Annotated in this window: 18 protein-coding genes; 16 read left to right on the forward strand and 2 right to left on the reverse strand. The window is 46.0% G+C overall.

The features are described 5' to 3' along the window. Window positions 1–31: 31 nt before the first annotated feature. From DW091_RS00610 to guaA, 9 genes are all read left to right on the forward strand, one after another. On the forward strand, window positions 32–463 hold the full coding sequence (locus DW091_RS00610) for a hypothetical protein (RefSeq protein ID WP_118517123.1): 432 nt from the start codon (window positions 32–34) through the stop codon (window positions 461–463). After that, window positions 460–1,122 (forward strand): restriction endonuclease subunit S, encoded by a 663-nt coding sequence (locus DW091_RS00615; RefSeq protein WP_118517124.1) that lies wholly within the window; start codon window positions 460–462, stop codon window positions 1,120–1,122. Before DW091_RS00610 ends, DW091_RS00615 begins: the two co-directional genes overlap by 4 nt. Next, a complete protein-coding gene (locus DW091_RS00620) occupies window positions 1,122–1,322 on the forward strand; it encodes a hypothetical protein (RefSeq protein ID WP_118517125.1) in 201 nt (66 codons plus the stop codon). Before DW091_RS00615 ends, DW091_RS00620 begins: the two co-directional genes overlap by 1 nt. 10 nt (window positions 1,323–1,332) lie before the next feature. Continuing rightward, window positions 1,333–1,908: a sigma-70 family RNA polymerase sigma factor gene (locus DW091_RS00625; RefSeq protein ID WP_074617765.1), complete on the forward strand. Its 576-nt coding sequence runs from the start codon at window positions 1,333–1,335 to the stop codon at window positions 1,906–1,908. Window positions 1,909–2,111: 203 nt separating this feature from the next. Continuing rightward, window positions 2,112–2,345 (forward strand): hypothetical protein, encoded by a 234-nt coding sequence (locus DW091_RS00630; RefSeq protein WP_074617766.1) that lies wholly within the window; start codon window positions 2,112–2,114, stop codon window positions 2,343–2,345. A 14-nt stretch (window positions 2,346–2,359) separates the two neighbouring features. Next, window positions 2,360–2,587, forward strand: a complete 228-nt coding sequence (locus tag DW091_RS00635; RefSeq protein WP_074617767.1) for a DUF2922 domain-containing protein — start codon at window positions 2,360–2,362, stop codon at window positions 2,585–2,587. 104 nt (window positions 2,588–2,691) lie between these two features. Then, a complete protein-coding gene (locus tag DW091_RS00640; RefSeq protein WP_224168719.1) occupies window positions 2,692–3,198 on the forward strand; it encodes a D-Ala-D-Ala carboxypeptidase family metallohydrolase in 507 nt (168 codons plus the stop codon). A gap of 116 nt (window positions 3,199–3,314) precedes the next feature. Next, a complete protein-coding gene (locus DW091_RS00645) occupies window positions 3,315–5,174 on the forward strand; it encodes a lectin like domain-containing protein (protein ID WP_118517127.1) in 1,860 nt (619 codons plus the stop codon). A gap of 96 nt (window positions 5,175–5,270) precedes the next feature. Next, window positions 5,271–6,578, forward strand: coding sequence for a glutamine-hydrolyzing GMP synthase (gene guaA, locus DW091_RS00650; RefSeq protein WP_118517128.1), 1,308 nt, complete (start codon window positions 5,271–5,273; stop codon window positions 6,576–6,578). 111 nt (window positions 6,579–6,689) lie between these two features. Here guaA and DW091_RS00655 read toward each other — a convergent pair whose 3' ends face one another. Further along, entirely contained in the window at window positions 6,690–7,163 is a 474-nt protein-coding gene (locus DW091_RS00655) for a helix-turn-helix transcriptional regulator (protein ID WP_158577791.1), read from the reverse strand. Between the two features lie 163 nt (window positions 7,164–7,326). Here DW091_RS00655 and DW091_RS00660 point away from each other — a divergent pair, with 163 nt between their 5' ends. The 6 genes from DW091_RS00660 to DW091_RS00685 all read left to right on the forward strand — a co-directional run bounded on the left by DW091_RS00660 (window position 7,327) and on the right by DW091_RS00685 (window position 12,013). Beyond that, the gene (locus tag DW091_RS00660) at window positions 7,327–7,512 is read left to right on the forward strand and encodes a helix-turn-helix domain-containing protein (RefSeq protein ID WP_118517130.1); all 186 of its coding nucleotides are present in this window, start codon (window positions 7,327–7,329) and stop codon (window positions 7,510–7,512) included. A gap of 4 nt (window positions 7,513–7,516) precedes the next feature. Continuing rightward, window positions 7,517–8,590: a site-specific integrase gene (locus DW091_RS00665; RefSeq protein WP_118517131.1), complete on the forward strand. Its 1,074-nt coding sequence runs from the start codon at window positions 7,517–7,519 to the stop codon at window positions 8,588–8,590. Between the two features lies 1 nt (window position 8,591). Further along, a complete protein-coding gene (locus DW091_RS00670; RefSeq protein ID WP_118517132.1) occupies window positions 8,592–8,912 on the forward strand; it encodes a mobilization protein in 321 nt (106 codons plus the stop codon). After that, window positions 8,913–10,034 (forward strand): AAA family ATPase, encoded by a 1,122-nt coding sequence (locus DW091_RS00675; RefSeq protein WP_118517133.1) that lies wholly within the window; start codon window positions 8,913–8,915, stop codon window positions 10,032–10,034. Between the two features lie 325 nt (window positions 10,035–10,359). Beyond that, window positions 10,360–10,701, forward strand: a complete 342-nt coding sequence (locus DW091_RS00680; protein WP_118517134.1) for a hypothetical protein — start codon at window positions 10,360–10,362, stop codon at window positions 10,699–10,701. After that, on the forward strand, window positions 10,649–12,013 hold the full coding sequence (locus tag DW091_RS00685) for a relaxase/mobilization nuclease domain-containing protein (protein ID WP_118517135.1): 1,365 nt from the start codon (window positions 10,649–10,651) through the stop codon (window positions 12,011–12,013). The genes DW091_RS00680 and DW091_RS00685 overlap by 53 nt, the downstream gene beginning before the upstream one ends. A gap of 176 nt (window positions 12,014–12,189) precedes the next feature. On the opposite strand, the gene DW091_RS00690 is transcribed toward DW091_RS00685, so the two are convergent. Beyond that, window positions 12,190–12,858 carry a TetR/AcrR family transcriptional regulator gene (locus DW091_RS00690; protein WP_158577792.1) on the reverse strand — a complete coding sequence of 223 codons (669 nt, stop codon included), beginning with the start codon at window positions 12,856–12,858 and terminating at the stop codon, window positions 12,190–12,192. Between the two features lie 228 nt (window positions 12,859–13,086). Here DW091_RS00690 and DW091_RS00695 point away from each other — a divergent pair, with 228 nt between their 5' ends. Then, a complete protein-coding gene (locus tag DW091_RS00695) occupies window positions 13,087–14,247 on the forward strand; it encodes a uroporphyrinogen decarboxylase family protein (protein ID WP_118517137.1) in 1,161 nt (386 codons plus the stop codon).

Here is a 14,247-nt window from a genome sequence, read left to right on the forward strand (position 1 = left end):
AAATTATTTTATTTTACAGGAGGATTACAAGATGAAAGAAACCAAAAGAGACCTGCTCGGCCAGCTGGCAATGAATAACCAGCTGGGGTGTGTTCAATGCGCTCTGGAGATGGGACAGGAGGTGCCCATCACTTTTTACCAGGCCTTTTGCGAGGGCTGCTGTAAAAATCAGAGCGCCATTAAAATGGACGATGGGCTCAGGGCTTTTCAGGCAATGGGCGTTTATGAGCAGGCGAAAAACCTTGAAACCATGAAAAGGCGTATCGCCGCGCTGCTGGAGCAGTATGAGGCGTCGCTGCAGATTTATGGTAAAAAGACGCAGGAAGACCTGAAAAGAAAAATGGAGGCAGAGGCCTGTAAGCGCGCCAGGTGCCTGAGCTGCCTGTCCGGCGTTTTGGACGATGCGGTGTGCCCGTCGGATATTAAGCTGCCGCCAAAGGGCAGAAAAGGCGGTGCGTGGTGAACTACCTGACCGAGCTGCTGGCTTTTTACAGATGGCTGGAGACAAGGGAAATGAGCCCGATGCTTCAGGCCTACTGGCACCTGCTCATGTTTTTTAACAATAAGGCCGCTGTCCAGGGTGAGGACGGCAGATGGTACTGGCCTGTGCATTTTAAAGTGACCAACGGTGATGTCAGCCGTTTTCTGGGGCTCTCCGACCGGTTTCAGGTAAACGCCCAGCGCAAGCACCTCATTCGTCACGGTCGCATTGACTATACACCCCACGTGAGCCAGCACGCCGGTAATTACCGGATAAAGCCCTTTGATACCGGGCTTTGCGAGGTGGAGGTAAGCGTGATGGACACCGGGCACAAGCGCATGGTGTGGACGCAGGGTGTCACGCGTGAAGCGACCCCAGCCGCACCGTTCATAAATAGTATAAATAATAAAACAGGTATTCTATATGGTTCTGTTCCTGAGGCGGCGTCTGTTTCCAACGGCTTCAATCTGCTGCCGGAGCTCACCGGGGCCGAAAAAGCCGCCATTGCGTCGCTGTACCCATGGGACGAGGTGGCACGCTTTAACGCCATGTGGGCGGCGCGGGAAAGAAAACAGCTGGAGCAGCAAAAAAGGGATCGGGAGCAACAGACGTTTTTTGCCGCCGGAAAGGATAAAAAATGATGAATCGATACGGAAAAGGCCCCGGTATTATCAACCGCCGGAGGGATTACAGGATAGAGGCCGAGTGCCGGGTGAGCGTGGGCTTTTCTGCCCGAAGCCCGGAGGAGGCCGAGGATTTGTTTTATGAGTACAGCGGCGCGGTGGAGGATCGTTTTCCGGAAATGGTTCTGGAAATAACCGATGTGTATGAGGATAACTGAGGAGGTTAAAATGGATTATCAGGAAATTGACGCCCTGGCTTTAAAGGCGAAGCGGGGAGATTCGTCCGCTGCTGGGCTTTTAGAAAGCTGCTTTCGTCCGCTGATGCTGTCGGCGGCCAGCTTTGGCAAAACAGAAAACTACAGCTTTGAGGACAGCCTGCAGGACGCCCGGCTGGCTTTTCTTGAGGGAATACAGGCCTATGACGAGACCGCCGGAGCGGGTTTTGCAGCCTTTATCAAGCCCTACGTGTACCAGAAAGGGCAGAACCGCCGCCGCAAGTGCCTGCGCCGCCTGACGCGTGATGTGCCGGCAGATGCCAGAGCAGGCGATGAGGACGGCGAATCCCTGATCAGCCTGTTGGAAGCCCCCGACGCCGATATTGAGAGTGGCTATATCCATAAAGAGGAGCTTGAGCGTCTGAGCGCAGCGCTCAGGGAGCTGACCCCGGAGGAGCGGGCGCTTTTAACAGCGGTCTACGGGCAGAGCCAGTCCATCAGGAGAGCCTCCCAGAGTCTGGGGATTGGCTACAGCACCCTCCAGTACCGCCACAGCTGTATTCTTAAAAAGCTGAGGGGCCAGCTGTAAAAAATATAAAAGGCTTTGGTCAAAACAGTACCCAGAGACAATTTACAGGTATAAGGCAAAAACAGCGGCAGACATGCCAGAAAACAAGAGGAGGTGCGCCATGACCGGTCACTAGCGAAGCAGCAAAGATTAATAAAAGACCACCGTTTTATAAAAGGCAGCGCTGCCGCGAAAGCCTTAAAAAATAAATTGGAGGTTAAAAAATGGCATATGAGCGCGTAAAACTGAAAAATCAATTGCAGCTTATTCTGAATTATGGGGAGTTTGAGGGAAAAATTAAGAAGAAAACAAAGAGTTATCCCGACCTCGGCCTTGATGAGGCCATCGTCACCCCAGAGGCAGTGGTGCTTACCGGAAAGGCCATCGGTAAGCTGATAACACCCATTGTGACAGACAGCAACAACATTATGACTTACCAGAACATCGAAAGAGCATAAAGGAGGAAATGTAAATGGAGACAACAAGTACCAAAACACTGGAATTGGATTTTCTGACAAAGAACGGCGACAGCATGACCATGAGCCTTCCAGATTATCTGGACGATCTGACTCAGGAGCAGATTGAGGCCTCGGCCCAAACGATTGTTGATCAGAATATTTTCCAGCCCTCAGGTGTGGGGCTGGAAAAGCTGGCTGGGTACCAGTATGTGGACAAAACCGTGCGCAAGGTGGAACTATAAAACTGCCGAAGCGCGGTAGGCCAGGGCGCTTTAAAAAGCCCCTGGCCTTTTGCCTGGCGGCGGTCTGGTCTGTTACAGGGCTGGTTTTTACAGCCAGCATAAACGTGCCGGGAAAAGCCCAGGACAGGGTACAGCCCCCAGAAGCGGCGGAAACAGCAGAGGCGGCGCCTGTGGCAAAGCCGGAAAACCCTGTGAATACAGAGACTGCGCCGGAGGAGCGGCTTGTCATTGAGCATCCCCTGCCGCCTGATCCCATTATAACAGACGGCCCCTGGGCCTCTGCCCACTTTCTGATGGAGGAGTATGCCTGCGACTGTGACGGCTACTGCGACGGCTGGCCAGCCCCCATGGCGCCGGAGCTTTTGGAAAAGGTGGAAGCCCTGCGCTGCGCCCTCGGCCAGCCTGTGATCATCACCTCCGGTGTGCGCTGTGAGGCGCGCAACGCCGAAGTGGGCGGTATCCCCAATTCCTGGCACCGCTTTGGCCACGCCGCCGATCTGTACTGCCCCGGCGTGCCCTACACCGAGGTTGCCCGTGTCGCAAGGACCCTGGGCCTCGGCGTGATCGAGTATCCGGGACAGGCGTTCGACCATGTGGAGATATGGAATTAGATAAAGGTATGTACCCCTGCTGTTTAAACAGCAGGGGTTTTTATAATAAAATGATTATTTGACCCTGAATAAAAAATACAGTATGATTAAATCAAAAATAAGCGGAGGATGAGAACGTGAAAATCAGAAAGCGAAACAGGATTAACCGGACAGCGGGCATTATGGCCGCTGTGCTCATGGCGGTCTTTGGGCTGGTATCCCCTGTGTATGCGGATGAGCAGGAAAGTGCACAGCCAGGACTGGATCAGTCATATTATAATTTTAAGCAATCGGAAAACTTAAAGGAGTCTTTGCCCGCAGCTTATGATCTGCGCTCCCTTGGCAGGAGCACCAGCGTGAAAAATCAAAATCCCTGGTCCTCCTGCTGGGCTTTCAGCGGGATGTCGGCCATTGAGTCCAATGTGCTGACCCAGCAGAAAAAAGAAGGAGCGCAGGCTGCCGCAGAGCCGGATTATTCCGAACGGCACCTGTCCTATTTTGCCTACCGCCTGGCAGATGATGAAGGGGTGAATAATGGCGCGGAGGGTACGGCCCAGGCGAGCGGACGCTGTTTTATGGACCTTGGCGGCACCCGGGAGCTGCTGACCGGCACCTTGAACACCTGGTGCGGCGTGGACACCGAGACAGATGTGCCCTATGAAGGGACTCCCTACGAGTGGTATCCGACTGAAAACCCCAAAGATATGAACTGGGAAGTCGCCGAGGATAAATTTTTTAACGCGGCGGTACACCTCCAGAACGCCGATTTCCTGCCTGGAACTGCCACCTTTACAGACGCTGATAAACAGAATTTTGTCTATGATAAAAAAGCAGAGCAGGCCATCAAGGCAAGCCTGATGGAAAACGGCGAGGTTCAGGTGTACTTTGCCGCGGGCCAGAGCACTCCGCAGGAGGCAGCAGAAGATAACAGCGGCGGCGCTGAAAAGAAAGATGCCGCCGAGTTTAATAAAGCCTATGAAGCACCCAACCACCTTGTGTCCATTGTGGGCTGGGATGATGGCTATTCAGCCGGTAATTTTGCCGAAACCCCGGAGGGCGACGGCGCCTGGATCGTCAAGAACAGCTGGGGCAGCGGCTGGGGAAACAACGGTTACTTTTATCTGTCCTACTATGACCGGAGCGTACAGTCCTTTGCCGCCTATCAGGTGGATATCCCGGATGGTGACGGGCGGTTCGCCTATGACCATAATTATCAGTATGATTTTCTGGGATTAAAATCCTACGCACCGCTGGGGCTTCAGGAGCAGTCTGCCGCGGCCGCCAATGTGTTCACAGCCGCTGGAAACGAAAGCCTGAAGGCTGTCTCCGCAGTTACCATCACCCCGGGATCAGCGGTTCATACCCGCGTGTATAGAGATTTAAAGGATAAAAACAATCCAGAGAGCGGTACACTGGCTGTGGACCAGACAGAGACTGTAAATTATGGTGGTTACCATACTCTTTCTCTGGAGCAGGCCGTCCCATTGGTGGCGGGCGAGACCTTCTCCGTCATTCAGGAAATTTCAGGCAGCGATGGATATTACTGGCCCATCGAGACAGGAACGGGAATGTATGATTTCTATGGTATGGAAGGAACCTTTCACTGCATTGCAAAGGCCGACGCCGGGCAGAGCTTTATCAGAAAAGCCGGCGAGGACTGGCAGGACGTCACAAATCTGCCTGATGAAACCATTGAGCTATATGGTCAAACAGCCACCCGAAACTACGGCAATGCCATGATCAAGGCCTTTACCAGCGATTTGGCAGAAGAACCCGTCACACCAGAGGTTGATCCACAGCCTAATGAGGGTACGGAAGAACCGGATCAGAATATTCAGGAATCAGGAGCAGATATGGCCGGAGCGTCTGAAACGGCTGAAAATACACAGACGGGCATCGAAGGATCACATACGACAACGACCTTTATCCTTGTGGGGGTGCTTGTGGTGGTGGCTGTCCTGATCGCGGCTTTGTATCTCAGAAGACGTAAAAAATAGAGTGACGGTACAGGGCCGTTGTGCTTGCGGGCATCTATTCTCCTGTGATAAAATAAGAGAATGATCTTTTACGAAATAAATTGAGGAGAGTAAAACATGAAACAAGACATGATTGTCATTTTAGACTTGGGAAATACCGAAAACACAACCCTGGCCAGAGCGATCCGCAGCCTGGGCGTATACAGTGAAATTTATCCGCATGATATCACAAAGGCAGAACTGGAAGCGCTGCCGAATGTCAAAGGGATTATCGTAAACGGTGGCCCGAATAACGTGGTAGACGGCGAAAAAATAGACGTGGGCCCGTGGGTCTACGAAGCAGACTGCCCGGTGCTGGCAGTAGACCATGCACCGGCCAAAGGCGTGGATGCATTGGAAAAATGGCCAGAAGATGAAGCGGAATTAATGGGCGTTCTGGAAGAATTTGTGCTGGTACAGTGCAAAGCAGAAAAGAACTGGAATATGAAAAACTTTATCGCCGACCAGGTTGAGCTTATTAAACGCCAGGTAGGCGACCGCAAGGTTCTGCTGGCCCTGTCCGGCGGTGTGGACAGCTCCGTTGTAGCAGCCCTTCTCATCAAAGCTATCGGAAAACAGCTTGTCTGTGTCCATGTCAATCACGGCCTCATGCGTAAAGGCGAATCTGAAAGCGTGGTTGAGGTCTTTAAAAATCAGCTGGACGCCAACCTCGTCTATGTGGACGCCACCGAACGCTTTTTAACCAAGCTGGCCGGTGTGGCTGACCCTGAAGAAAAACGCAAGATCATCGGTGCAGAATTTATCCGTGTCTTTGAAGAAGAAGCCCGTAAGCTGGAGGGCATCGACTTCCTGGGACAGGGCACCATCTACCCGGATATCGTGGAAAGCGGCACCAAAACCGCCAAAATGGTTAAATCCCACCACAATGTCGGCGGCTTGCCCGAAGATTTACAGTTTGAGCTGGTCGAACCTGTCCGCCAGCTGTTCAAGGACGAAGTGCGTGCCTGCGGTACCGAGCTCGGCCTGCCAGACGATATGGTCTACCGCCAGCCCTTCCCAGGCCCGGGTCTTGGTGTCCGCTGCCTCGGCGCCATTACTCGTGACCGCCTCGAAGCCGTCCGGGAATCCGACGCCATCCTGAGGGAAGAATTTGCAGCGGCCGGACTGGATAAAAAAGTATGGCAGTACTTTACCGTTGTCCCAGACTTCAAATCCGTCGGCGTCCGCGATAACGCCAGAAGCTTCGAATACCCCGTCATCCTCCGCGCCATCAACACCATTGACGCCATGACCGCCACCATCGAAGAAATCGACTGGCCCGTCCTCCAGAAAATTACCCACCGGATTTTGAACGAAGTAAAGAACGTTAACCGCGTGTGCTACGATTTGAGTCCTAAGCCTTGTGCTACGATTGAATGGGAATAGACAATAAAACCCTCGAAAGCCGCTATATACTGTGCTTTCGAGGGTTGCTTTTATTTTTTGATAACATTTTGATAACATAAAGCTAAAAATAGCTAAAAATGAAATGATTCCTCAACCATTTTCTTTATCTTTTTTATATCGTAATTTTCTTTTTTCTTTATCACGCTCTGCCTGTAAACGGGGATAGGAATGACGCCAAAGATCGTATTCTTCCTGTGAAATTTGCTCTTCTTTAAGTGCGCTCAGCTCATCATACCAAAGCCGAAGGCTATCTTTAAGACTGGGATCATCCAAAGAAAGATAGATTTGTCCATTGATCTCTTTTGGCGTTAGATGATACTGGTCTTCCAGCGAGAACAGGGCATGGATAACACCGTGGTAACTGTCAAAATCAGGATCGGACAAGGCAAAAAAGCTGAGGCCCAGGGCATCGGCGATCTTATGGACTTGTTCTTCAGAAGGGTGGCGGTTGCCCAGCTCATAATTGCGAAGAGCAGGTTCACTCATGCCTGCCATAGCCGCAAGCTGTTTTTGAGAGAGTTTTTGGGCCGTTCGAAATTTTTTTATCTTTTCTCCAATGGTCATAATAAATACCTCCGTGGATTGATTATACCACAGACCGTTCATATATGAAATCTTTTTTTGCTGAAGGTCTTGACAGCACATAAATGAACTGTTATGATGAGGACAAGAAAAATCCGTTCATGTATGAACGGTTTGGTAAAATACATAGAAAGGAGGACACCGGATGAATCAGAAAATGTTTATCAGCGCCGAAGAAATGGCAATGGAGCTCGGAATTTCCAAATCCTTTGCCTACAAATTAATGCGTGAAATGAATGAAGAGCTTCAAAAAAAGGGGTACCTGACCATTGCCGGCCGCGTGAGCCGGAAATATTTTGAAGAAAAATTTTATGGCATGGAAAGGGGATGATGTAATGTCTGCTTATAAGGATAAGGAAAAAGGTACCTGGTATGCTTCTTTCCGATATAAAGATTGGAAAGGGCAGAGCGTTCAAAAAATGAAACGTGGTTTTAAGACAAAGAAGGAGGCACTGGCCTGGGAACAAGGTTTTAAACAACAGCAGGCTGGAGATCCAGATATGTTGTTTGAAGATTTTTTAGAAATTTACAAAAGGGATATGGCATCACGGCTTAAGAAAAACACCTGGCAAACCAAAAATTATATCATTGATAAGAAGATACTGCCAGCATTTCAGCATAAAAAGCTTCGCGAGATTCGCCCCTCCGATGTCATTCAGTGGCAGAATGAACTGCTTGCGCATCGAGATAAACAGGGTAAGGCTTATTCCAGCGGCTATTTAAAAACAGTGCACAATCAGCTGAGCGCCATTTTCAATTATGCCATTCGGTTTTATGACTTGTCGTCGAACCCTGCGGCAAAAGCAGGAAACATGGGGAAAGAAACAAATAAGGAAATGCAGTTTTGGACAAAAGAGGAATACCTGAAATTTGCGGATTCTATGATGGACAAACCAATATCCTACTACGCTTTTGAGATGCTATACTGGTGCGGTATCCGGGAAGGCGAGCTGCTGGCACTGACGAAGTCGGACTTTGATTTTGAAAAAAGGACAGTCAGAATCAATAAATCCTATCAAAGAATTAGAGGTGAGGATGTTATTACCGAGCCTAAAACACCTAAAAGTAATCGAACGATCCAAATGCCTGTTTTCTTGTGTGATGAGATGAAGGATTATATTCAAAGTTTATATAAAATTAATTCAAAAGAACGTATTTTTCCGACCAATAAGCATTACCTTCAGCGTGAAATGAAAAGAGGCGCAATGGAACAAGGAATTAAGCAAATCCGAGTCCATGACTTACGTCATTCTCATGTGTCTCTGTTAATCGAGCTGGGGTTTTCAGCTGTGGCGATTGCGGATCGGGTAGGGCATGAAAGTATTGATATTACTTATCGTTATGCCCATTTGTTTCCGTCGAAACAGAAAGAGATGGCGGACCGACTGGAATTTGAAAGGAGTGCCTAAAATGGAAAAAAATCGAGACAAAAAAGGAAGATGGCGAAATTTGTATGTAGGGTTTAGAATGTCCCCGGAGGAAAGTGAAGCGTTAAACGTTCGAGTAAAACTGTCCGGTTTGACAAAGCAAGATTACATTATCAAGTGTCTGTCCTGTCAGTCGATTGAGGTCACTGGAAATCCAAGAGTGTATAAAGCACTTCGGGACCAGATGACACAAATTTATGATGAGCTGAAACGCATTTATGATGGCGATGAAATGACAGAAGAACAGCTATTCACGCTCCAGCTGATCGCACAAACACTGCAGGGACTCAAAGGAGAACAATAAATGGCCGATACAAAAGAAAAAACGACTCCTCCCGATTCATCTGTTGACGCAGATGGGGAGCAGTCGCCATTCAAAAACTATGATTTAAGTATACCAGAAACAAAAAAGAAAGACAACGTTCTAAAGAAAAAAGCGGCAGCGGCAAAGGACACTTCCTTAAAGACCGTTACAGTGACCACGTTACTAGATACACTCTATCCGCCATTGGAGCCAATTATTCATGATCTTTTGTACCCCGGAACCTATCTGTTTGCCGGTGCGCCAAAAGTAGGAAAATCTTTTATGATGGCGCAGCTTGCCTATCATACCAGCAGCGGCATCCCGCTTTGGGAGCATCCTGTTAATCCAGGGACGGCGCTGTATCTGGCACTGGAAGATAATAACCGAAGAATGCAGCAGCGGCTGTATAAAATGTTTGGAGCAAGAAATAATGATAAATTTTATCTGGCCACTGCGGCCCATCGAATGAACCAAGGTTTGGAAGAACAGCTTGAAAAATTTCTTGAGGAACATCCAGATACCAAGCTCATTATCTATGATACGATGCAAAAAGTGCGTAGAAAGGATGGCGACGATATCAGTTACAAAAAAGACTATGAGATGATCTCACAAATAAAAGCGTTTGGCGATCAGTATGATCTTTGCCAGACCATCGTTCATCATACCCGCAAGCAGGAGGCCAGTGATCGCTTTGATACGATCTCCGGAACAAATGGCTTGTTGGGGGCAGCCGACGGCGCCTTTATTCTGGATAAGAAAAAAAGAGGCAGCAACAAAGCGATCATGGAGATGGTCAGCCGGGATTTACCGGATCAGAAATTTCATTTAAGCTTTGATATTCAGAAATGTATATGGCAATTGGATGAACTGGAAAAGGAATCCTTCAAAGAGCCTGTAAATCCGTTGCTGGAAGCGGTCAATCAATTTTTAGAAAGAGAAGGAAAAAGCTGGCATGGCCGCGCAAGCGATTTAGTTGATTTGTTGGACATTGAAAAGATGAGTCCCAATATGCTCACAAAAAATCTTAATCCTGAAGTTGGACGTCTGTCCACAGAGTATGGCATTGAATATGAAAACAAACGGAGCAACAGAGGAAGTGACATCACGCTGGTAAAGAAGTGAGACAAATCAATTTACAGTGACGATAGTGACGATATATAGGGTACCGCTGTCGGGATCAAAAACAGCGTCACATCGTCACTTTAATGTGGAAAAACATAAGGTAATGTCACAAACAACAAAAAGGCGGAGCCTTTGCTCAATGATTTGTTTTGCAAGAATGCATCTTTCTATAATGGGTGCAATCTTGCATCCTTTTCCAGAGATACAAAGAATAAAGAAGCAGCCAAATGTCACAGGGTGTAACAAGCATTGGCTTTGTGTTGCCACGTCGCCGGAACAGGGGGCAAAGCCCCCTGCAACCCCCATTTCATAAAAGGAGAATACCATGAGAAATCGAAGAGAAACCATTCAAATAAGAGTGCGGGAAGATGAAAAAAACCAGATCATTACCAATAGTCAAAAGTGTGGATTAAGCGTTTCCGAATACCTGCGGATGCTGGCCAGAGGGTATGAACCAAAGCCGTTGCCCTCTTTCCAATATAGGGAATTGATGACCCTGTTATACGATATTTGGAATGCTTTAGGCGATTATGACGCCCCAGAAGCCATCGCTGTTTTAGAAGAAACCCTGCTTGAAATGCACGCCGTTTTAGCCCCGGAAAGGAGAAAAGACAATGGCCATCACCAAAATCTGGCCCGTCAAGGACAGCCTGAACCGCGTCATTGAGTATGCCAAAAACGTTGATAAAACCGAAAATCCCGACTTCCTAAACGCCGATTTATACCAGGTGCTGCACTACGCAGCCGATGAAAACAAGACCAGATTTGAGCGACAATACTACGTAACCGGCATCAACTGTGCCGTGGAAACCGCCGGCCAGCAGATGCAGATCACCAAAGAAAGGTTTGGAAAAATAGGAGGAACTCTTGCCCATCACGCCTGTCAGAGCTTCAAACCCGACGAGCTTACCCCCGAAGCGTGCCACGCAATCGGGGTCAAGCTCGCGCAAAAAATGTGGGGGGACAAGTATGAAGTGATCGTGAGCACCCACCTCAATACCCACTGCTTGCACAACCATTTCGTCATCAATGCCGTCTCTTTCCTTGACGGAAAGAAGTACAATGAACGCAAAGCAGAATACCAGCGGCTGCGGGATACCTCCGATGCGCTCTGCCGTGAGTACCATCTATCCGTGATTGAGAATCCCGCCAAGCGTAAACAGAGTCCGGGCCTTTACCAGGCAGAAAAGCGAGGAGAGCTGACACGCTATGCACTTTATCGTTCCGATATCGACGAAGCCATTGAACGCTCAATGACGATGAAAGAATTCTATGACTATCTGAGGCGAAAAGGCTATCAGATTAAAGGAAAAATTGATTCCTGCGCGCTGAAGCTGCCACATTATCCACGCTTCACACGCTTTAAAACACTCGGAGAAGCCTACTCCGTACTGCGCATTCAGGATCAGATTTACAGGCAAAGAGGACCAGAAGTTCGGGAAAAAAGCAAAGAACCCATTTTATTCTTTGTACCCACACCAAAGAAATTGCAGCTCGAAGACATACTGGGATTTGGCGAGGAGTATCGAAAACTCCGTAAACTTTACCGGTTCTTCTGCTACCAATTAGGGATCTACCCCAAAAACAAAGGACAGGTTTCAATGAGCCCCTTGATCAAAGAAGAAGTGCGCCGCATGGAAGAAATATCCCAGCAGACCATCTTTTTATGTAAACATCAGATTGATACCTATGAACAGCTCAAGGAAAAACAGAAAGAAATTCAGACAGAGCTGGATGGTTTAATCGACAAAAGAAAGAAGCTAACCAACAAAATGCGGCGGGCTGCACCGGAGGAAAAAGAGAACTTAAGCCAGCAGAAAAAAGGTTTGACGGCTCAGATTTCAGTTCTTCGGAAAGATTTGAAATTGGCAATCGGTGTAGAAAAACGTTCTTTAGATATGGTTGATCGGCTTAAAATAACAGATGAAATAATGGTTAATTCCCAGGAAAAAAACAAATATAAAGAACGTGCAAGATGATAATATTTTTACTATTATGCGATTATATAAATATTAACATAAGTTGTTGACGAGAAAGACAAGTTAGATGTTAATTTAATAAACTTTAGCCTACGACGCTTAGGTTATGAGCTTATAAGAAATAGCGTACTATCAAAGAAATAAAGAAGCATCAACTGGAAAAAGTTGTTGCTTCTTTATTTGATATAAATTTTAAAATGATCATTATCTAAATGTATTTGTTTATAAACTACGCGCATTTTTTTTAAAATAGTTTTGGAATCTTGAGTTCCAAACTTCAAAAAATCCGAAGCAAATTCCGTTTCAAATGAAACAATTTCATCTAAATCAAAGTCATCGATATTTGCGGCAATTTCGCTAGACATTTTAAAAGAAGTAGCAAAAAGAGAAATAAGGGATAGGTTAAAAGCATTTTTCCCTTTTTCATATTTAAAAGGTTTTTCAGGAAGTGGCAAGTGAACATACTCGACTAAATCATGGTAAAATTCTTCAATTGTCATATTATTTTCAATGCTAAATTCTACGTTAAACGAACGAAAATGTGAATCCTTAAAGAAAAAATGCCAATAAATAAAGTCAGCCAAAACATAACGCTCTAGAGGGCTTGAATCTTCTCCGATAAGTTTAGCAGCAATACTATATCCTTGCCGCATCATTTCCGTAAAAACAATTTTACCAATATTTTCTTTTTTCTTAAAATGATAATAAATCGATCCTTGATTAATCCCTGTTTTTTCGCTGATTTCCTTAAAAGTTGTTTTTTTATAACCTTTTTCATAAAATAGATTTTCACAACATTTTAAAATTTGCTCTTTTGTTTCAAGACCATTATCATAACGTGCCATGTTAACCTCCCTGTATATATTAATCAATATAACAGAGGTAAAAAAAAATGTCAATCTTAGGTGAACATAAAATGTGATAAAAATAAATTGAGCATCTTTTTTAGTAAATAAAAAAAATATACAAATTATTTCTTGACAAATGAAAACGGAACTCATATAATTTATGTGTGACTTAAATTAGTTATACATAAATTTGGAAGCGCGCAAAACCAAATTAAGGAGAGGGTTATGAGTAAAGAAAAACTTTTGGCTGAACGAAAAGAAAACATGATTAAAACAGCGAATCGGGATCATCCAGCGTATGTGCCGGTAATGGCAAATCCAGGCGGCGGTGTTATTTCTTTTGGCAATACGACTTTTACAGATGTTATGAATGATGAAAAAGCCTATCATGAGGCTATGTTAAAAATTTTTGATACGTTATATTGCGATGTTACCATTTCGCAAGGTGTTTGGTTTTATCCTCATGCAAATGCTGTTATGGGTGGCGTTCAAAATTATATGGGTCCAGATCATATCACGCTTCAGCATGTACAGAAATCATTGATGGAAGAAACGGATTATCCAGCATTAATCGAAGATCCAGATGTTTTTGTGAAAAATACGCTATTGCCCCGACGTTATCCGTTTTTGTTTAATGGGGATTTGGAAAAGGCAAAAAATGCGGTAAAGGTCATCGTTGATGACATTAATATATTTATGTTTGGATCGTTTAATGGCGGGTTAACAAATTTGGCTGAGCAGCGATACGGTATTTCTACGGTTTTAGATGAAATGTTAATGATGATGCATCCACTGGATATTCTGTTTGACAGTTTTCGGGGCTTTGTAGGAACTGTCGGCGATTTACGCAGGCATAAATCAGAAGTAAAAGAAGCTCTGAAACGGCTGTATGAACTGAGATGTGATCATTTTACTGAGATTGATCACAGCTATCCATATGTTCAGCAGCTGCCGCACATTCCGTCATATTTAAATATCCGGCAGTTTGAAGAATTTTACTGGCCTTATGAAAAAGAAATGATTGAAAATATTGCTAAAAGTGGTAACAAATTATATATTTTGTTGGAAGGAAGATGGCTACATCTGCTGGATTACTTTAGGGAACTACCAAAGGATAGCTGCATCCTGCATGTGGATGATGACGACATTTTTGAGGTAAGCAAAAAAATAGGGGACCATCAAGTTATTGCAGGGGGAGCTTGTCTGAACAAAGTTAAACTTTTTACAAAAGAAGAAAACAGAGATTATACCAAACGAGTCATTGATGAATGTGCAGGAAACGGTGCATTTATTTTTACAACGGATAAAAACTGGATTTGCCCAGGTGATGTAGATGAAAAAGTTATTGATGTCTATGCCTATGCACATGAATATGGAAGATATTAA

The organism is Eubacterium sp. AM05-23 (assembly GCF_003477535.1).
Classification (GTDB): Bacteria; Bacillota; Clostridia; order Eubacteriales; family Eubacteriaceae; genus Eubacterium; species Eubacterium maltosivorans.